The following is an 18,675-nucleotide window of genomic DNA, read 5'->3' on the forward strand; positions in this document are numbered from 1 at the left end:
ATGGGCGGAACGGATAACGTCAGGGAGTATTACCGGCACGTCACCGAGATGGACATCGGTGACGTGGCCCGGGAACTCCTGCCGGGACGGATCACCCAGGAGACCGGCCAGCGCTTGATGTGCGACTGCCCCAACCATCAGAGCCAGTCGCGTCTGTCGCTGCACGTGATGCTCGACAAGCAGGGCTGGTACTGCTTCGGCTGCGGAGTCGGCGGTGATGTGCTGCAGCTCGTTGAGTTCATTCAGACGGGCTCGGTCACCGCCGGGCAATCCGGTCCGATGCCGGACAGCCACCGTCAGGCCCGGGACTATCTCGCCAAGAAGGCGGGCTTGCCGCCGCTGTCGCGCTATGGCCTCAGCCAGGAGCGTCTCGCCCAGACGGAGGCCGACCGCGCCTTCGAACTGCGGGTCAAGGACGCGCTGACCTCGCTGGCCAGGCTTTACCACGCCAGACTCAAAGAGTCGCCGGAGGTCCTCGACTGGCTGAAATCCAAATACGCCCTGAGCGAGGAGACCATCGACGATCTCCTGATCGGCTACGCGGACAACGCGTCCGGCGCGGTCGCCCAACTGACCGGGGGTGAGGACGGTTTCTCCAAGCGGGAGCTCGCCGCCACCGGCGCTTTCCGTCCCACCAGCCAGGACGGCCTGACGCCATTTTTCGAGCGCCGGATCGTCTTTCCCTACTGGAGCCGTGGCCGGGTGGTGTTCATGATCGGCCGCAAGACGCCGTGGACCCCGGACGTTGGCTGGGAGCAAGGGAAATACAAGAAACTGCCGGTTCACGACGAACACCAACGGCCTTACGTCGCCGACTTCATCAACAACGCGCTGCTGTTCAACGAGGACTGCCTGCTGGCGAGGCCCGGCAAGGTGATCATCACCGAGGGGGTGACCGATTGCTTGGCGCTGATGCAACTGGGCCTGCCCACCGTATCTCCGGTCACCGTCCGCATCCGGGCCGCCGATTGGGAGCGCCTGATCCCCAAGCTGCGCGGCGTCGAAACTGTCTACATCTGCCAGGACAACGAACTCTCCCAGGCCGGTCTCAAAGGGGCGCTGCAAACCGCTCGCACCCTGGCCGAACACAAAATCGACACCCGCCTGGTGACGCTGCCCTTGTCGGAGACACAGCTCTCGGCCCGGCAGGAGCTGACCGAACGCTTCGGCCTGACGGCAAGCGTGGGGCCGAAGGAGCTGGCCAAGCTGCTGGCGGGACGGCCCGCCGAGGAAATCCAAGCGGCCGAGGCGCTTCTCGCCACCGCAAAGATCGACGTCAACGATTACATTGCCGCCGGGCATACCCGGGAGGATTTCGAACGCCTGCTCGCCGAGGCCAGCACGCCCATCGAGTTCGGCGTGCGCTCGCTGCCCGAGGGCGCTGAAGAGGAGGAACGCAACCGCCTGCTCGAACCGATCCTGGGGGAGATTTCCGAGCAGTCGCCGCTGGAACAGGCCCGCCTGCTGAAGCTGGTGCAGGAGCGCATCGGCGGTGGCGTTTCGATGGCCACCCTGAAGGAACAGATCCGCGCCATCCAGAAGGACCGCAAGGTCGAGTTCCGGAACGAAAAGAAAAAGGCCAAGCGGATGTCCGGCGCGATGCCCGGATCATGCCGCGCCCGGGTCGACGAGGTGCTGATCGACACGGAACTGGAGAACGGCGCTCCCGACTACACCCTGGCCGCCGAGGCGGCCTACGACTGGTTCACCGCCAACGGTGCCCAGTTCTTTCACACCCTGCAGGGCGAGCCGTTCATGTATTTCGATAACGCCATCTACTGGATGGATTCGCCGGATCGGGGTCGCAAGCGCCATTACGCGGCCATGCTCTACAAGCATACGGGCATGGTGCCGACCTCCAACGGCGGACGGACTTTTTTCGAGGTGTTGCCCAGCCTGGCGATGATCCGTGGCCAGGTGCGCGACCAATTTTCCTGGCTGCACACCGATGTGGCCTCCTACACCGTCTATTTCAACCTGAACAATCCGGAGCACGAGATCGCCAAGATCACCCCGGACAAGATTCAGATCATGAAGAACGGCGGCAACGAGGACGGCATCATCCTGGACGGCTCGCGCAAGATGAAGCCGCTGAAATTCCTGCCCGACGCCGACCTCGAAGAGGCGGACCGGCTCCTGGTCGATCTGCTCGTGGGCAACATGACCTGCCCGCAGGGGGATCGCTTTCTCATCCTTTCCTGGCTCTCCTGCTTCCTGCTGATCGATTTTGCCGGGACGCGGCCCATGACCCGCTTCGAGGGTTCGGCCGGATCGGGCAAGACCACCGCCAGCAAGATCACGTCGACGCTGCTTTACGGCGAGCCCCAGCACAAGAAGGCCACCGACGCGGCGAACTACACCGATGGCTCGCAGAACCCGCTCATCGTCCTCGACAACATCGAGGTCAAGCAGATGACCGAGGATCTGACCACCTTCATGCTGACCAGCATCACCGGCATCGCCAAGGAGAAGCGCAAGAGCGGCACCGACAGCGAGACCATCACCGAGCGGACCAAATGCCTGCTGAACACCACCGGCATCGAGCCGCTGTGCGGGGAGCTTTCGGAGATACTGTCAAGGTCCTTCGTCATCAACTTCGACCTCGCCAACCAGGCCAGCGACTGCTTTCTGGAGTCGGAGGTCATCTCCGCCATCCAGCAGAACCGGGATCTGATCATTTCGGCCATCATGAAGCGAACCAGCCATGTGCTGGCAATGATCCGGGACGGAGCCCAGAAACAGGTCATGCGCCTGCTGCACCGAACCATGCCGACCCATGGCAAACGCCGGTGCAACGATTATCTGAGCCTGATGTACCTGATGATGCTGGCCGGGTCCGAGGAACACGAGGTGACCACCGGACTCGAGGATCTGAGCCCGCTGTTCATCGAGCAGATCCATTCCATCAACGACACCAGCCAGGAGATGGCGCGGGAGTCGAACCCCATCGCAACGGCGCTGGCGTCGCTCTTCCACGCTTATCAGAACGCGGTGGAGCTGGATGAGAAGGCCCGCTACGGCGAGGACGACCGGGCAAACCATGTGGTGGGGTTCATCGAACGCTACCAGGTGAGGTTCGAGAACGAGAACACCATGGAACCGGTGTCGGCGGGAAGACTGCTCGCTGCGCTGCGCAGGGTCGGCCGGGAATTCAACCTCGAGTTCGAATACAAGAAGCCCGCTCAGCTCGGTCGGCGCATCAGCAACGACCTGGACGTCATCCGGGACGCCGGGTTCGACATCGACCGGCAGCGCAACGCCCACACCAAGAACTTCGAGTACCGGATCTGCCACAAGAGCAGGTAAATGGAATTTTTTTGCCCAAACTGGATGATATGACGACACTGAACTTTATCAAAATCAAAGGCAAAACTTGACGCCATCATCCTGTGATGCTAAGTTAAAAGTAAATTTATATGGAGGTATACCCTTGAGAATCTAACGGAAACGAGCCTTCACGAAATTTTCGTGTTCCCATTTTGGATCGTTAAATTATCCAAAAAATGGCGTTCTGTTTCCGTAGATCTTGGGTGGCTTCAGCGTTTATGATTTGAATGCCACGTTTAAGACGTGGCATTTTTTATTTTAGCTGATTCCATGGGAATGGGACGTCCAGTATGTTTTGTTACAGCATGCTTGGAGGTCAACAATGTCAATATCTTTTCAAAACGTTACCTTTTCTTATGATAGTGCAATATCCTCATTGCTTGAGGATATCACAGTTCATCTTGCGGAAGGATGGACAGGAATCGTAGGGCCAAACGGTGCAGGGAAAACGACTTTTCTGCAACTTGCGGCAGGACATCTACAGGTACAGCAAGGGACTATCAAACGGTCCGGACATATAGTTTTCTGCCCGCAGCGCACTGACGATGTTCCGGCACAGCTATCACTTTTGATTTCTACGGTTGAAGCAGAGGCATGCGTACTGCGTGGAAAGCTAAGGATTGGCGATGATTGGGTAAGTCGCTGGCAGACACTAAGTCATGGCGAGCGTAAGCGTGCTCAAATTGCTGTCGCTCTCTGGCAACAACCGGATGTCCTTCTTCTTGATGAACCGACCAATCATATTGATATTACGGCCCGTGAGCTGCTTATAGAAGCGCTTACATCATTTCGTGGTATTGGTCTGCTGGTTAGCCATGACCGAGATTTGCTTGACCTTCTTTGCCAGCAATGTATTTTTCTCGACCCCCCTCAAGCCATAATACAACCTGGCAATTATACGAAAGCTGCCGCAGATGTTAAACGGGAAGAATCAAGTTTGCAGGATAGACGTCATAGTTTGCAACAAAACCTGGAACGATTAAAGGACGAGTCGAAACGTCGCTGCGCTAAAGCCTCACGCGCCAACAAAAAGAAATCGAAACGTCATTTGGCACGTGGTGACAGCGATGGGCGTGCCAAAATCGACCTGGCTCGTGTTTCAGGACAGGATGGTCATGCCGGGCGTCTTGCTAAGCAATTAAAAGGTCGTATAAAGCATGGGCAGGAACAAATTTCTGAGATAAAAATCAAGAAACGCTATGCAACTCATTTCTGGATCGATGGTTCCGTCTCTCCACGTCGAATCCTCTTTACTATTCCTGCTGACATAATCGCTCTCGATGAATCAAGAAAATTGCATATACCAGAGATTTCAATGCTACGTGACGATCGTATTGCTATTACTGGAGCAAATGGAATGGGAAAGACAACTTTTATTCGACATATTCTTAACCACATAGATATTCCTAATGAGCATTTGGTATATTTACCGCAAGAGATTGACATGATGAAAACCCGAAAAATCATGGCAGATGTAAATCACCTTTCCCATGAACAACTTGGTAAAATCATGACAGTGGTGAGTGCTCTTGGGTCACGCCCTGAACGACTGTTACATAACCTTGATATCAGCCCAGGTGAATTGCGCAAGGTGCTATTGGCGCTTGGAATTATTCGTCAGCCGCATTTAATTGTTATGGATGAACCGACAAATCATCTCGATCTTCCAGCAATCGAGTGCTTAGAGAATGCCCTGAGAGATTGCCCCTGTGGCCTGTTGCTGATCAGCCATGATTTGCATTTCCTCCAACAGGTCACTAGTAAACGGTGGCACCTGGGTCAACATGAAACGAACGTTATGATTTCTATAGATAATCGAAAGACAACGGATTGAGTATTCGCAGCTCCGGTTTTGCGGTGGTGCGGTGAACACCGCTGTCTCTTGCGGTGGATGACCACCGCACGCCAAACCCTTACCAGACAAAGCTTTCATGGCCTTTGCGGTGGTTGCGGTGGTCAATCCAGAGGTCTCACCCCCTATGGGCTGAAATTTTTTTTCTTCCTACCAACCCGGCGTCCCCCGCTAGAGAAATTCCGACCCAGCGAGAGAGACATTCCCCAAATACCACCGCAACCACCGCACTCTATCTTCTCTTTCTTCATAACTATCTAAAAACAAATAACAAACAAAGAACCATCCCCTGCGGTGGGACGAGAAAACCTTCCACCGCACGACCACCGCAGCCACCGCACGTATCCACCGCAGCAGATGGTCACCGACGGTTTCAGGGCTGCTCCGGTAAGTAACGGGAAAAGCGATTAACCCGTATTTCTGGAGCCTGAAGCCATGAGCCTTCTGAAAACCATGATCAAGCACACCGCCGGAGGGCAGGACGCCTCGGCTGGATGTGAAACCCCATCATTACCACCGCAACCACCGCAGCCCGCCATCTATGTCTCCACCGGGCTCGACGTTCACAAGATCGAGGACGCCCGCGACTGGCCTGAAGACAGGGAGATCAACGGCACGCTGTGTCGCCGTCTGTCGCCTGAATACTTTGCCTGGCTACGTTCCCGCATGGTCACCGCCCAAGCCGCGCACAAGGCCGGAAAGCTCCCCGAGGATGCCTGGAATACGCTGCGGCAGCGATTCAACGCCCTGCAGGAGCTGGCCATCCGGGAGTTCGGCAAGGAAAACCTGCAGGGGGTACTGCATTCCTTTTCCACGAAGAACTATCGGCCACCCGCGCTTCGTCCCGAGGCCCAGGAGAAACCTGTCGTAGTTGCCACAAAGGACTGGATTTATCCCGGGAACCAAGCTTGGAAATGTAAGCAGCCGGTGACTTCCCAGGCAGTCGCCAAGGTCGATGCCATCCGTGAGGAGGCCCTGGCCAAGGGCTGGTCCGAGGCACGCCTCTATCAGAACCAGGGCCGGTTTCGGTTTCCCTGCGGCGAGGACTACGGCCTGGTCTGTTTCGTCGATGGCGATCAGGAGATTGGCGAGGTCACCGAGCGTTTTATTGAAATTATCCACGGGCCGAAGTCCGGGCGTCCCAGCACGCTGCGATTCTACAACCCGGAGGTGCCGCAGCCGTGGATGAAGAAAATGGAGGATTGAGACGTGAAAAAAAAGAAACGCTACGCCAACGCCAAGGATGTCCTGCCCGAGGAACTCTTCGATCAGATCCAGAAGCATTACACCGGAATTCTCTGGGTCCCTGCACCGAGCCGGTTTTACCAGGAACGCCGCGACCTGGTGCTTGCCCTTCATCTGCAGGGGATCAGCAGCCAGGAGATATCCAACCTCGCCGGTGTGACCACCCGCCGGGTCAACCAGATCATCGCCGCTGAACGAAAACAGGATCGAGACCGACAGTTGAGCGCCGCTTCCGGTAAGTAATCCCTGAACCGGCGGGAGCGTGTTTGGAGGCTAAATCGGCCTCCCGCCCCGTATCCCGGCTTGGGAAAACAATATTCGGCAGGATTTCCACGTGGCACTAAACAAACCGGACAAAGAGACGCTGGACCGCTGGCACCGCAACGAGGGCAAGACCGAACCGCCCCGGCGCGGGCCTGGTGCGCCCGAGGGCAACCAGAACCGGCTGCGTCACGGCATCTTCGCCGACCGTTGCCTGACGCCGGAAGAGAAGGTCATGTTCGACGCGATCATCGACCGCCTCAACCAGGACTTCGAGTTCAACAAGTCCAGCGACTTCCTGCAGGTGGAGCTGGTGGGCGTCTACTCGGTGAAGCTGGTCCGCGCCCAGATCGAGGGGAACACCGACGCCGCCGAGAAGCTCGACCGGATGATCCGCTGCCACATGAAGGATCTCAAGACCACCAAGATCGCCCGTGAGGGTGAGGAGCCGAAAGGTCCGCAGACCTCTCCGGCGGAATGGGCGGCGGCGCTGCTTGAGAAGGTGGCCGAGGCCGCCAACGCCTCAGCCACGAAAACCTCCGGCCGCAAGAAACGCGGAAAGAATTGCGGATAACACCATGGAGGGCTTTTCCGATGACCCCGGCACACGGCGACTTGCAGCAGACAGCTTCACCAGGAATTGCGGATAAGACGTGTTCCTTGCACTTTCGGAATCGGCATTCACCGGCCGTCGATCATCATTTCCACTCCTCGACTTCCTCCTGCAGCTCCCGATATCCGCTTGGCATGTGTGCGCATAAGCCGAACCGCATAAGCCAAGCAGATATAGGCATGTTCACGCCGGGGCTCTCTCACATAACCCAAGTAGATATTGGCATGTCGAGACCCAGGCCGAACCGGACAAGCCCCGCAAACAGCCATTCCTTCGGCAACGGCCCTCGCATATGCCAAGCAGATATTGCCATGTGTGTTCCGCGCCCGGAGCGCACAAGCCAAGCAGTTATAGCGATGTGCGGCCGACAGACAGCGAAGGAGAAATTCCGGTCAATCGATATTTCCCGCCCCACCCGGGATGTAGAGACCCTCCGTCATGATCATTCATCATCGGCGGATGTGTTCTTCTGCGGGCACTGTCATTCACTGTCTTCGACACTGTCTCGCCCAACGAAAACAGGAGCAGCCGAGGCCGCTCCCATCGTCGGGTCCGGAAGGATCAAAGGCGTTCGAGGGCTTCCTCGAGCTGACTGTCCACGAGGTGGGTGTAGATCTGGGTGGTGGACACGTCCCGGTGCCCCAAGGCCCGCTGCACCACGAGCAGGTCATTGGTCGCGCCGTAGAGGTGGGTGGCGAAGGTATGCCGCAGCCCGTGCGGCGTCAGTTCCTTTTCGATCCCGGCCTTCCGCAGCCAGTGGGCGAGCCGGTTGGCTATCTGCCGCTGGCAGAGTCTGCCGTCCCGGTTCGACAGGAACAGGGCTTCCATTTCTGGGCGGCCGTGTCGACGACGCTCGGCCAGGTAACGGCGCAGCAATGTGCGGAGGTCGGTCTTGATGAACTTGACCTGCGGCACATTCCCCTTGGCCCGCACCCGCAGATGCTTGGCGTCGAGGTCGATGTCATCCATGTCGAGCGCGGCCAGCTCGCCAAGCCTGATCCCCGTGCCCAGCAACACCTCGATCATGGCGCGGTCGCGCAGCGTGGAGAAATCGGTCCGCCCCTTGAGTTCCTTGAGCAGACGTTTCTTTTCGGCGGTAGTCAGGAAGACCGGCAGCTTTCTCGGCAGCCGATGCATGCGGATAGACCGGGCCGGGTTGCTACCGACCACGCCCGTCTCGGCGGCCCAGGCGAAAAAGGCCCGCACCGCCGCCTTCATCCGATGGAGCGAGGCCGCCGAGCGTGGGCCTCGCTCACTCTCAGTGACCGCCCCGGCGGAAAACACCTGGTCGAGGAACCCGACCGTGACCTCCCGGCAGACGATCCCAGGGACCAGCTTCCCGGCCACGCGGGCCACCAGGGCGAGGTCCCGGCGGTATGCGGCTATGGTCGCCGGGGAGCGTCCTTCGGCCGACAGGCGGGCACAGAACGCCTCTGTCGCGCCCGTCAGATCGAGGTCAGCCGTTCGGTTGGTCATCGCTGGACTCCTTCACCCGGCTGTGGCCCATGGGCGTGCTCTTGGGCAGCGGCAGCTCCTCGATGCGCCCCGACTCCCTGGCCCAGACCATCATCATGCGGAAAACCCGGACGGTCTTGGCAATGGTGCGCTCGGCCCGCTCCTTGCCGTCAGGGAGTTTGAGCAGCAGGTCGGACTTGTAGAACTTTCCGACCTGGGGAAGCCGGATCTCGGCGAGCTGGCGATCCGCGCCGAAGAAGGCCTCCACCACGTCGAGGTCCTTCCGGTAGGTGTAAAGGGTCCGCTCTTTCTTTCCGGATTCCCGCAGGTAGCCGATGAAAGCCTCTGCGGCTTGATGCACGGTGCATTCGGTCATGTCGATGTCTCCTTTGTTGGTGGCCCGGTGTGTTCAGGACAGAAACTCGTCCAGCTCCCGCAGCAGTTCCTCGACGTGGCCGAGGGAGCCGACGCTCGCCCAGGTGATGTCCGGCTGCTTCGCGTCCGCTTCGAGCTTGCCGCGAATGCCCTCTATCAGCCGGGTGATGTTCTCCTGCTTTTCTCTGTACGCCTTGAGTGCCTGCTGGCGGTTTCTGTCGTAGGTCATGGCCTGCCTCCGGTTCCGGTTTTCTTGGATGCGGGACCATCCCGCGTCACATCCAATGACGCTTCTATTTCGTTGGAAATCAAGTGTTTGCAGAGATCTTTCTGCATGTGCCCCAAACCCATAAACCAAAGGAGATCAACATGTTGAAGAAGACACTCGAATGGACCATCCCGCTGGTCCTGGCCGGGATCATGACCGGCTGCGCCACCTACCGGCCTCCGGCCCAGATCCAGTCGGCGGTGGCCACCGTCAACCGCCACACACCCGAGTATGTGACCGAGGCCAACAAGGCGCTGCGCGAGGTCGGCCACCCGGACGCCGAACGCTTGACCGGTGTCGGCCTGCGCTTGCAGACCGCCGTGGACGCCCTTGACCAGTGGGCCAACGGCTCGAACCAGGAGGCAGGCCAATGAAAGAGATCCTTCAGGAAAACAGCGATGCCGTCCGCCAGGCCGGTGAGGCCCTGGTCGAAATCGGCACCGAGCTGGCGGCTGGACGGATAGAGAACGCCCTCGGCCGTCTGGAAGCGGCCCAGCAGCAGTACCTGGCCTGGGCGGAGTTGGACCAGGCCATCATCGACATTCAGGAAGCTGTCCACGACCGGAAGAACACCCTGGCCGTGCAGCAGATCCTGACGGAACTGGTGAGCACCATCCTCGGCAACGCCTTGAGGACGGGAATGCACTGATGGCGGTAACCGACAAGGAGCGCAAACTCGCGGCGACCCTGAGCGATCCCGTGTTGTGGGGGCAAGCCTACCTCTACAACCGGGATGGCTCAGGCCGCGACTACTGGCCGCACCAGGTGGAGGACCTGCGCTGCCCGGCCAAGAACATCATCCACCTCGACGGCCGGGACGTGGGAAAGTCCATTGTGCTCTCGACCGACGCGCTCCATTACGCCTTCACCACCCGGGGCGGCCAGGGCCTCATCGCGGCTCCGCACCAGGGGCACCTCGATACCATCATCGAGGAGATCGAGTTCCAGCTCGACACCAACCCGGATCTGATGAACAGCATTGCCCTGACCAAGTACGGCAAGCCCAAGATCCACCGCAAACCCTATTTCCGCCTGGAGTTCACCAACGGTTCGGTGCTCTATTTCCGCCCGGCCGGGGCTTATGGCGACGCCTTCCGGTCCCTGCACGTGGGCCGCGTCTGGGTCGATGAAGGAGCCTGGCTGACCGAACGGGCCTGGAAGGCGCTGCGCCAGTGCCTCAAGGCCGGGGGGACGCTACGCATCTACTCAACGCCCAACGGCCTGCGCGACACCACCTATTACCGGCTCACCTCATCGGAGCAGTTCCATGTGTTCCGCTGGCCGTCCTGGCTCAACCCCCTGTGGACCGAAGATCGCGAAGCCGAACTGCTGGAGTTCTACGGTGGCCGCGACAGCTCCGGTTGGCAGCACGAGGTGGCCGGTGAACACGGCAAGCCCTCCTATGGGGCCTTCAATGTCGAGCAGTTCAACCTCTGTCGGCAGGATCTGCTGGAGTACCAGAAGATCGTCATCACCGATTCCGAGATGCGCGACTGCGACACCGAGGAAGCGGCCCATGACCGGCTGGAGATGCTGCTTAACCTCACGCCCCGCAGCGGTCAGTTCTGGGTCGGCGGCGACCTGGGCTACACCAACGATCCCACCGAGATTGTCGTATTCCAGGAGTTGGAGATCGGCGAGCGGACGCTGCTGAAAATGATCCTGCGCGTCCATCTCGAACACGTTTCCTATCCGCACATCGCCCAGATCATCGCGCTGCTGGAGCGTTACTACACCCCGGCGGGCATCGGCGTGGACAACGGCGGAAACGGTCTGGCCGTGGTTCAGGAATTGCTCACCCTGGACAAGTACAAAGGGCTGGAGCTGGAAGGCAGGCTCAAGGGATACGACTTCGGCGGCATGACCCGGCTGGCGGTGCGGGACGGCAAGGAAATCAAGAAGCGGACCAAGGAGCTGATGACCAGCCTCATCAACGGAGCTCTGCAACGCAAGCAGCTCATTTTCCCCTCGGACGACCTGGAGGTGGAAGACCAGTTCACCACCCACACCTACACCCTGCGGGACGGCAAAATCATCTATTCCAAGGGCAACGACCACATCATCGACGCGGTGCGCTGCGCCATGCTGATCCGGGAGGAAGGCAACCTCGACCCGGTCGGCGAAGAGGTGGTTTCGCTCAAGCCGGTCCTCACCAATCCGGTCTTCATCTGATCGCATCCTCCGACGCTTTCCACCCCGCTCCGGTAAGTAACCAGCATCCAGCCGGGTTCGGCCCACACGGGCCGGATGTGCGGCTGTCATGGCCGAAACTACCGAGAGGATCACGTGGAAAGCACTGCCCATCAGGACGAACAACCCGAAAGCCTGGACACCACCGGCTTTGTCATCGCGCCGCTGGCCGCAGCGGCCGCGCTCGACTCGGCCGCCTTCAGCAAGGTCAACGCCGCAGAAGCAATTCCGGCCACCTGGGAAGAACGCGCCCGCAAGGCCTGGGAATACTACGTCGAGGAGCCGCTGGTGAAGAATTGCGTCAACTCCTGGCGCACCTTCGCCGTGGGCGACGAGATCAAAATCACCAGCGATGACGAGACCCTCAAGGAGCAGGCACTGGAGGCCGCCTGGCGGTTGAACATCACGCAATTCATCAAGGACATGGTTCTTCAGCTCCTGGTGAAAGGTGACGCCATCGGCTTCAAGCGCTTCACCAAGTCCGGCCAGGACATCGAGGAACTGGTCTGCGTCAACCCGGTTTCGGTCAAAGTCAAATACGCCCAGGGCGAGCTGATCGAGGCCCGGCAATTTCCCGAGGACACCCCCGGCGGCGGGGAATCCATCCCGCTGCCCGTCGAGCAGGTGGTCCACCTCAAATGGGACGCACCGGCCTTTTCGCCCCGGGGCAACTCCCTCGTGCTTCCCGCCTTTCAAGCCATCGAACTGCTGCGCGACTACCGCCGGGCCGAACAGGCCATCGCCAAGCGCTGGGCCACGCCATTTCGCCTGCTCAAGGTGGGCGGCGCGTTCGGCCAGAAGATGGTGATGCCGGACCAGCGGATGCTCGAACAGGTTCGTGACATGGTCAACAAGATGGACATGAAAAGCGGCCTGGTGGTCCCGTTCTACGTCAACGTCGAAACCCACGGCACCGACGGCCAGGTCCTCAACGTCGAGGACAAGGTCAAGGAGGTGAAGGAAGACATCGTGGTGGCCCTGGGGCTTTCACGCTCGCTGGTGACCGGCGACGGCCCGAATTTCGCCACCGCCTCGGTGAGCATGCAGAAGATGATGGTCATGATCCGCGAAATCAAACAGGCCGCACGCAAGCTCCTCGACTGGGTGTTCGACGACTGGATGGATCTGAACGGCCACGGCGACAAGAGCATCCAGTTCATCTTCAACGACCTCGACCCCAGCGACGCGGTCGATTTCAAGAAACTCCTCATCGAACTCTACGACCGCAAGCTCATCAGCCGCTCCAGCCTTCAGCTCAAGATGGATCTGGACCCGGACATAGAGGCTGCCAACCGCGAGACAGAACGTAAGCAGATCGACCTGATGGACGAGAAGCAGGTGAAGCCAGTGGTGGATATGGTCGTCTCCGGCATTCTCAGCGTGCCTCGCGCTCGGAAGATGCTTGGGATTCCGGCCGAGGACGATGAACCCACGGCGGAGGCGGCTTTGGTCTGGTCGGGCGACCTGGAGTCCACCGGCGACGCAGCTGTGTGCGACGAATGCAGCCATTTCATTGCTGACACCAACCACTGCCGGGTCCACAACAGCGAGCGCACCTTCGACGCCCCGGCCTGTCGCTTCATCGACCGCCGGGAGCCCCGCTGATGCCATCGGACCTGAAGCAGCGCATCCAGGCGGCCACCCTGAAGAGCCTGACGGCCCGCAACCGCTACAACGACCAGGTTACGGCCCAGCTTACCCAGGCGCTGAAACAGGCCGAAGACGAGGTCGGCCGCGCCATCCTCCAGTACCGCTCCCTCGGCTCCCTGCCGGACAACAAGCTCGCCGCGCTCAAGGGGCTGGAAAAGCTCCAGCTCGAACTCGACGACAGCATGAAGCGGCTCAAGCGGGAGCAGACCCTGGTCTTTCGCAAGACGACCAAGGACTCCTTCAAGCTCGGCATCCAGCAGGGAATCGGAGAGCTCGCCGACGCGGCGCTGCCGTTCTACGCCGACCTCAAGCCCGAAGGCATCGATAAGCTGGCCACCAAGGTGTTCACCATCGTCGACACCAATGCCCTCGACTTCATGGCGCAGTACAACCTCACACTCGCCGGTGACGTTCACCGCGAACTCGCAGGCGGCATCAAGCGCACCATCCTGAACGGCATCGCCACGGGCAAGGGAGCCGACGACATCGTCCGGGACATGGGCAAGGTGATCATCGACAAGGATTCCTTTCGCCAGGCCGGAAGCCGGGTGTTCAGCAAGGCCCAGTACCGCATGGAGATGATCGCCCGCACCGAGGTCCTCCGCGCCCACAACATGGGCAGGCTCAAGTTCCACGAGCGGGTCGGCATCCAGAAACTGGAATGGCTGGCCATGGAGGACGAGCGCATGTGCCCGGTCTGCGGCGGCCTGGACGGCAAGACCTTTCCCATCGACAAGTTCCCCCAGCAACCCGCGCACCCGCACTGCCGCTGCACAAATATCGTGGCCTGGCCGATGACCGTCTGTGGCAGCGAGATGGTCGCCAAGGCAGCCACCCAGGCATCGCAGGGGGACGCCTGCATTCTCCCGCCCCACGTACTGGAAGGCATGGCCGACGCCCAGGCCAAGGAGAACGCCAAGCTCAAGAGCGCCTTTGAAAACGGCGACATCGCCGACCTCGGCTCGCTGACGGTCAAACAGCTCCAGACCCTGGCGAAACAGAACGGCGTGGCCATCGCCCGGACCAAGGCCGATTTCATCAAGCTGCTCGATCTGGCCGAACCCGGGATCGATCACGGTGACCTGGCCGGAGCTGCGCTCAGCGCCAAGCTCAAGGACCACAAGATCGGCCTGCTGCGGACCAAGGAAGAACTGGTCGAATTGCTCGGACTGAAGCAGGCGGAGCTCAAACAGGCCAAGCTGCTCGCCGCCCAAATGGCAAAGATCCCTCCAGCCGAGGGCCTGGAGGGCATGACCGCCCAGCAGCTCAAGGAGATGGCGAAGGAGAACGGCATCTCCCTCAATATGACCAAACAGGAGACCATCGAGCTGCTCGACAAGCTGGAGCCCGGCGTGGATCACAGCGGCCTGATGGGCAAGGAACTCGCGGCGGCCAAACAGAAGCACGGCATCGGCATCCTCAAAAACAAGCAGCAGCTCGTCGAGGCGCTGCAGAAGAAGGCCGGTGCCGACATGGCCGAGTCGGTCAAGAAAAAGGCCGTCGACGAGGCCAAGCAGAAGCTGGTCCAGAAACAGAAAACGGCACTCGAAGACGCCGCCAAGGCCGTGGTCGTTCCCGACACGCCGACCGGCTACAAGGACTTCCTCGACTCGATTGCCAAGGCGGAACAGGCGGTTTCCGGCGGCACCGATCTGCCCCAGGATCTGCTTGCGGCCCACAGCAAGGAAATCGCCCTTAAAAAACAGCTCTTCCAGGATCAGGTCGGCAAACTGAAATCGGCGGAGCTCAAGACGCTCGCCAAGGAGACCAAGGTACAGTATTGGCAATGGGCCAACAAAGACGAGCTGACCACGCTCTTCACCGAGACCGACCCGGCGAAAATCAAGGCGATTCAGGCCAGCATCGACACCAAGCATGCCGCCTGGGCCGAAAAGCATGGCGGCAAGAAGAAAACCGCTCCTGCCAAGCCCGCCACGCCGAAGAAAGATCCGCCGAAACCGGCTCCACAGCCGAGCCCGGTCAAGCCGCCCGAGGCCAAGATCGGCAAGAAAGGCGCGGAGTTCGCCACCATCGATACCGCGTGGCAGCAGAAGAGTACGCCTTCGAAGTTCAAAAAATCCGGCAAGGCCGCTGTCGGCGGCGCACACGAAAAGGAGTTCTGGACCGATGAGAACGGCGACAAATGGCTGTTCAAGCCCATTGGCCGCAAGGACGATGAGTTCATCGCCTTCGGAGAGGAAGCAGCCTACAAGATCGGCCGCCTGATCGACCCCCATTCCATCGAGGTGCGCACCATCCAGTTGAACGGCCGCACCGGCTCCATCCAGAAATGGCGTACCGATCTGCGGGACGACTTCGATTTTCGCAACATCCTGCCCCAGGATCTGACCACCATCGAACTGGAGCAGATCCAGCGCGAGCATGTGGTCGATTGGCTGATCGCTAACCACGATGGACATTCCAAGCAGTTCATCCGTGCCCGGGACGGTCGCGTCTACGGCATCGACAAAGGCCAGGCCTTCAAGTTTCTGGGCCAGGACAAGCTCTCGCTCGACTATCACCCCAACGGCGTCTGCGGCGAGGAAGAGCCGTTTTACAACAAAGTCTTCCGGGCGGCCAAGGAAGGGAAGGTACGGGTCGATCCGAACGCGACCCTGCGCTACATCCAGGAAGTCGAAAAGATCGCCGACGAGGATTACCTCGATCTGCTGCGGCCCTACGCCGAGGGACGGTTTTCCAAGGACCCGGCCGGGCTGCGGCATTTCTACGATCTGGCCTTGGAGCGGAAACACAATCTCCGGCTGGACTTCGAAGGCTATTACGCCGATGTGCTGGGGGATCGTGGCTTCCGGTTCGACAAGCTGAGCGCCGCCACCGGGAAGAAAAAGTTGCTCTCCTCCGCCGAAGAGACCCTGGTCGAGGAGGCCCGCAAACTCGGCTGGCAGGGCAAGACGCTGCCCTTCGACAGCGGCGACGTGGAGGACCAGAATGCGCTGATCTTCACTGAGAGCTTCAAGGGGAAGAAGCGCACCGTGGTCAAGATGAAGATCCGGCCGGACACCGACCGCCGCATCGACGAGGTGCTACGCAGGTATGTGCAGACGGCGGCCGGGGAAAAGGGACAACCGCTGGTCGAAGACAGCTTCTTTCCGACGATTCTTGACGCCGTCAAAAACGTCAACTTTCACGTGGGCGACGGCAAGTACAACCGGACCAAGATCGACAAGGCCCTGCGCCTGCGCAAGAAACTGGAGACCCTGCAAAAGAGCGCCGACCCCAAGGTCAAGGAGATGGCGGACCACTATCTGAAATGGGTCAAGGAGATCGAAGAATCCGTCGATTGGGATCGGGCTACCAACGGCGTTTTCGAGCAGTATCTACCCAAGCTCGACGCGCAGAAACCCAAGGAGAAACCGCCGTTCAAGGTGGAACGCGGCAAGGTGACCCACACCAAGCGCAGGATCGGTTCCGGCACCATCACCGTCGAGGCCGACGACATCGACAACCGGACGCTGTTCAATCACAACTCCCGCATGCAGGACGGACACCAGTACACCGTTACCTTCGAGGACGGAACCCGGGTCCGCTATCGCCCCTGGTCGGACACCAACCTCTATGCCCAGCGCGGCGAGCTGGAAATGATCCTGGATGGTGATGCCACCCCCGGACGGGTCGAGGCGATGCTGGAAAAGCTCGAACAGCTTGGGATCGATACCCGGGTGGCCACGGCGGAAAATGCGGAGCAGATGTACCTCGAAAAGCTTGCCTACATCCGCAAGACCGATAAGAGCGCCGATTACAAACGGCTGCAGAAATCGCTCGATGACCGCAACGCCACCACCACAGAGCGGGTCCAGGCCCTGCGCGGCTATTGGCAAAAGGAGCTGGGCGTCCAGGACATCACCCAGCTTTCCGGATACAACCCGCTGGGCGAATATCAGGCGGGTTTCCTAGACCGCGACGCCAAGGGCGGATACCGGCACCAGTTCCGGTTCGATATCACCGAGGAGGACCTGGAAAAACAGATGAAGGGCTATTCGCTGGTCCACGATCTGACCAACGGCGAGAGCATGTCCGGCTTCATCGACTTGATCATGGAGAACAACGGAGCCATGGTCAGCACGGTCGAGAAGATGCGCATGGGCGTGGCTCCGGGCGGAATGTCTCCGGTGGCCGATATGCAGACCGGCGGCGCGAGCTATTTCTTCACCCGGATCAAGAAGCAACCGGCCAGCGACGCCTCACCGGCCCTCTACTTCAAGAAACAGATGCTGCGGCGCATGGACGCCATCAGCTACGACCATGACGCCTACGGCAAGGTGATCGACGACTACGTGCAGCGCAACCGGGGAGCCAGCATCGACGACTGGAAGCGGTTCTCGCAGCGCCATGGCAACGAAACCATCTTCAAATACTCGGTGACGCTGCTGGACAACATCGAGTTCATCGTGGCCAGAAGCGACAACGAACGGCGGGAGATCATCCAGAGTTTCACCCGGCGTGGCATCAAGAAACTGCCCGACGGGCGCAAGGTGGAGGATATCGTCCATACCTCGCAAAGCTGGAGCAAACGCAAACAATGACCATGAAGGACTTTATCGAACAGGAGAAACGGCGGCTGCAGGAATCGCTGCACTGGTTCAACAGCCGGGGCAGCCGCATGACGGTCAGAGAATCCGGGGATCTCTTTCTGGACACCCTGGTGGACAGCTTCACCGTTACCCGGATCGCACCCCATTTCGACGCTGCTGGCAACCATCTGCGCACCGATTTCTGGCTGTTGTGGAAGGCACTCGGTTACGACGAGGGTTTTCAGCACGCCCACACCATCAAAGTGGTCGATGTCCGGGTCGAAGACACCCTGATGGCCGAACATGACGGCAAGGAGGCCGAAGGCTGGCTGATTGTCGAGCTGACCGACGATCTGGGCCGCACTCACTATGTCGAAATGATCGAGCCGGTCTCGGAGCCCGAACTCGCGGCGGACTGGCAACGCTGGATCGCCTACCGTCAGAAAAACGCCGAAAGATTCCACCGGATCGACGCCCAGCTTCTGGTCGAGCATCTCCGGATCGCGGAGGACTGGTCATGAAACTGCGCTATATGATCGACTCGATAATGGCCGACCGGCAAGCCACCGCCCCGGAATACGTGCCCGTGGGCGTCTGGGTTCAGGGGCCGGGTCCCGGTCTGGATGTGGAGATGTACTACCTCGACCGGGGGCCGAACGGGCTTGCCGACCGCAAGGACGAGGCAGCCTGGGTGGTCAACCGTCTGGTCGAGGCCGAGGCCACCTCGCTTCCGGCGAATTTTCTCGAATATCACCGGCTGTCCCGCTCCCCCTATGACGGGGTCTTTTCCGAGATCACCGAGAGCGACGAATACCCCTCCCTCGACGCCTGCGGCAAGGCCGTTCTGGCCCGGCTGAACCCCACCCGCTGAATTTCTCCGTCACCCTCCGACACATCGCCGACGCTT

15 protein-coding genes are annotated in these 18,675 nt (G+C 60.0%); 12 read left to right on the forward strand and 3 right to left on the reverse strand.

Annotated elements, in window-relative coordinates; genetic code table 11:
• The 5 genes from OEL83_04640 to OEL83_04660 all read left to right on the forward strand — a co-directional run bounded on the left by OEL83_04640 (position 1) and on the right by OEL83_04660 (position 7,259).
• Positions 1 to 3,306 carry a CHC2 zinc finger domain-containing protein gene (locus tag OEL83_04640; protein ID MDK9706316.1) on the forward strand — a complete coding sequence of 1,102 codons (3,306 nt, stop codon included), beginning with the start codon at positions 1 to 3 and terminating at the stop codon, positions 3,304 to 3,306.
• A gap of 343 nt (positions 3,307 to 3,649) precedes the next feature.
• On the forward strand, positions 3,650 to 5,161 hold the full coding sequence (locus OEL83_04645) for an ATP-binding cassette domain-containing protein (GenBank protein ID MDK9706317.1): 1,512 nt from the start codon (positions 3,650 to 3,652) through the stop codon (positions 5,159 to 5,161).
• A gap of 453 nt (positions 5,162 to 5,614) precedes the next feature.
• Positions 5,615 to 6,385 carry a hypothetical protein gene (locus OEL83_04650; GenBank protein MDK9706318.1) on the forward strand — a complete coding sequence of 257 codons (771 nt, stop codon included), beginning with the start codon at positions 5,615 to 5,617 and terminating at the stop codon, positions 6,383 to 6,385.
• Between the two features lie 3 nt (positions 6,386 to 6,388).
• Positions 6,389 to 6,667, forward strand: a complete 279-nt coding sequence (locus OEL83_04655; protein ID MDK9706319.1) for a hypothetical protein — start codon at positions 6,389 to 6,391, stop codon at positions 6,665 to 6,667.
• A gap of 91 nt (positions 6,668 to 6,758) precedes the next feature.
• Entirely contained in the window at positions 6,759 to 7,259 is a 501-nt protein-coding gene (locus OEL83_04660) for a hypothetical protein (protein ID MDK9706320.1), read from the forward strand.
• 600 nt (positions 7,260 to 7,859) lie between these two features.
• Here the strand turns inward: OEL83_04660 and OEL83_04665 are convergent.
• From OEL83_04665 to OEL83_04675, 3 genes are read right to left on the reverse strand one after another with little or no spacing between them, the layout of a single operon-like run.
• On the reverse strand, positions 7,860 to 8,774 hold the full coding sequence (locus OEL83_04665) for a tyrosine-type recombinase/integrase (GenBank protein ID MDK9706321.1): 915 nt from the start codon (positions 8,772 to 8,774) through the stop codon (positions 7,860 to 7,862).
• A complete protein-coding gene (locus tag OEL83_04670; protein ID MDK9706322.1) occupies positions 8,755 to 9,129 on the reverse strand; it encodes a hypothetical protein in 375 nt (124 codons plus the stop codon). Before OEL83_04670 ends, OEL83_04665 begins: the two co-directional genes overlap by 20 nt.
• 33 nt (positions 9,130 to 9,162) lie before the next feature.
• On the reverse strand, positions 9,163 to 9,357 hold the full coding sequence (locus OEL83_04675) for a hypothetical protein (protein MDK9706323.1): 195 nt from the start codon (positions 9,355 to 9,357) through the stop codon (positions 9,163 to 9,165).
• A gap of 140 nt (positions 9,358 to 9,497) precedes the next feature.
• Here OEL83_04675 and OEL83_04680 point away from each other — a divergent pair, with 140 nt between their 5' ends.
• The 7 genes from OEL83_04680 to OEL83_04710 all read left to right on the forward strand — a co-directional run bounded on the left by OEL83_04680 (position 9,498) and on the right by OEL83_04710 (position 18,639).
• Positions 9,498 to 9,770 (forward strand): hypothetical protein, encoded by a 273-nt coding sequence (locus OEL83_04680; GenBank protein ID MDK9706324.1) that lies wholly within the window; start codon positions 9,498 to 9,500, stop codon positions 9,768 to 9,770.
• Positions 9,767 to 10,045 carry a hypothetical protein gene (locus tag OEL83_04685; protein ID MDK9706325.1) on the forward strand — a complete coding sequence of 93 codons (279 nt, stop codon included), beginning with the start codon at positions 9,767 to 9,769 and terminating at the stop codon, positions 10,043 to 10,045. Before OEL83_04680 ends, OEL83_04685 begins: the two co-directional genes overlap by 4 nt.
• The gene (locus OEL83_04690) at positions 10,045 to 11,568 is read left to right on the forward strand and encodes a hypothetical protein (GenBank protein ID MDK9706326.1); all 1,524 of its coding nucleotides are present in this window, start codon (positions 10,045 to 10,047) and stop codon (positions 11,566 to 11,568) included. Before OEL83_04685 ends, OEL83_04690 begins: the two co-directional genes overlap by 1 nt.
• Before the next feature lie 114 nt (positions 11,569 to 11,682).
• Positions 11,683 to 13,191 carry a phage portal protein gene (locus tag OEL83_04695; protein ID MDK9706327.1) on the forward strand — a complete coding sequence of 503 codons (1,509 nt, stop codon included), beginning with the start codon at positions 11,683 to 11,685 and terminating at the stop codon, positions 13,189 to 13,191.
• On the forward strand, positions 13,191 to 17,780 hold the full coding sequence (locus OEL83_04700) for a minor capsid protein (protein MDK9706328.1): 4,590 nt from the start codon (positions 13,191 to 13,193) through the stop codon (positions 17,778 to 17,780). The genes OEL83_04695 and OEL83_04700 overlap by 1 nt, the downstream gene beginning before the upstream one ends.
• Positions 17,777 to 18,289, forward strand: a complete 513-nt coding sequence (locus OEL83_04705) for a hypothetical protein (GenBank protein MDK9706329.1) — start codon at positions 17,777 to 17,779, stop codon at positions 18,287 to 18,289. The genes OEL83_04700 and OEL83_04705 overlap by 4 nt, the downstream gene beginning before the upstream one ends.
• A complete protein-coding gene (locus OEL83_04710; GenBank protein MDK9706330.1) occupies positions 18,286 to 18,639 on the forward strand; it encodes a hypothetical protein in 354 nt (117 codons plus the stop codon). The genes OEL83_04705 and OEL83_04710 overlap by 4 nt, the downstream gene beginning before the upstream one ends.
• The last annotated feature ends 36 nt before the right edge of the window (positions 18,640 to 18,675 follow it).

This window comes from Desulforhopalus sp. (assembly GCA_030247675.1).
Taxonomy (GTDB): domain Bacteria; phylum Desulfobacterota; class Desulfobulbia; order Desulfobulbales; family Desulfocapsaceae; genus Desulforhopalus_A.

Excerpts from the sequence above, each read along its gene's own strand:
- OEL83_04645 (MDK9706317.1), top strand. The coding sequence starts at position 3,650 with ATGTCAATATCTTTTCAAAACGTTACCTTTTCTTATGATAGTGCAATA.
- OEL83_04640 (MDK9706316.1), top strand. The coding sequence starts at position 1 with ATGGGCGGAACGGATAACGTCAGGGAGTATTACCGGCACGTCACCGAG.
- OEL83_04675 (MDK9706323.1), bottom strand. The coding sequence starts at position 9,357 with ATGACCTACGACAGAAACCGCCAGCAGGCACTCAAGGCGTACAGAGAA.
- OEL83_04705 (MDK9706329.1), top strand. The coding sequence starts at position 17,777 with ATGACCATGAAGGACTTTATCGAACAGGAGAAACGGCGGCTGCAGGAA.
- OEL83_04650 (MDK9706318.1), top strand. The coding sequence starts at position 5,615 with ATGAGCCTTCTGAAAACCATGATCAAGCACACCGCCGGAGGGCAGGAC.
- OEL83_04685 (MDK9706325.1), top strand. The coding sequence starts at position 9,767 with ATGAAAGAGATCCTTCAGGAAAACAGCGATGCCGTCCGCCAGGCCGGT.
- OEL83_04680 (MDK9706324.1), top strand. The coding sequence starts at position 9,498 with ATGTTGAAGAAGACACTCGAATGGACCATCCCGCTGGTCCTGGCCGGG.
- OEL83_04690 (MDK9706326.1), top strand. The coding sequence starts at position 10,045 with ATGGCGGTAACCGACAAGGAGCGCAAACTCGCGGCGACCCTGAGCGAT.
- OEL83_04665 (MDK9706321.1), bottom strand. The coding sequence starts at position 8,774 with ATGACCAACCGAACGGCTGACCTCGATCTGACGGGCGCGACAGAGGCG.
- OEL83_04670 (MDK9706322.1), bottom strand. The coding sequence starts at position 9,129 with ATGACCGAATGCACCGTGCATCAAGCCGCAGAGGCTTTCATCGGCTAC.
- OEL83_04700 (MDK9706328.1), top strand. The coding sequence starts at position 13,191 with ATGCCATCGGACCTGAAGCAGCGCATCCAGGCGGCCACCCTGAAGAGC.
- OEL83_04710 (MDK9706330.1), top strand. The coding sequence starts at position 18,286 with ATGAAACTGCGCTATATGATCGACTCGATAATGGCCGACCGGCAAGCC.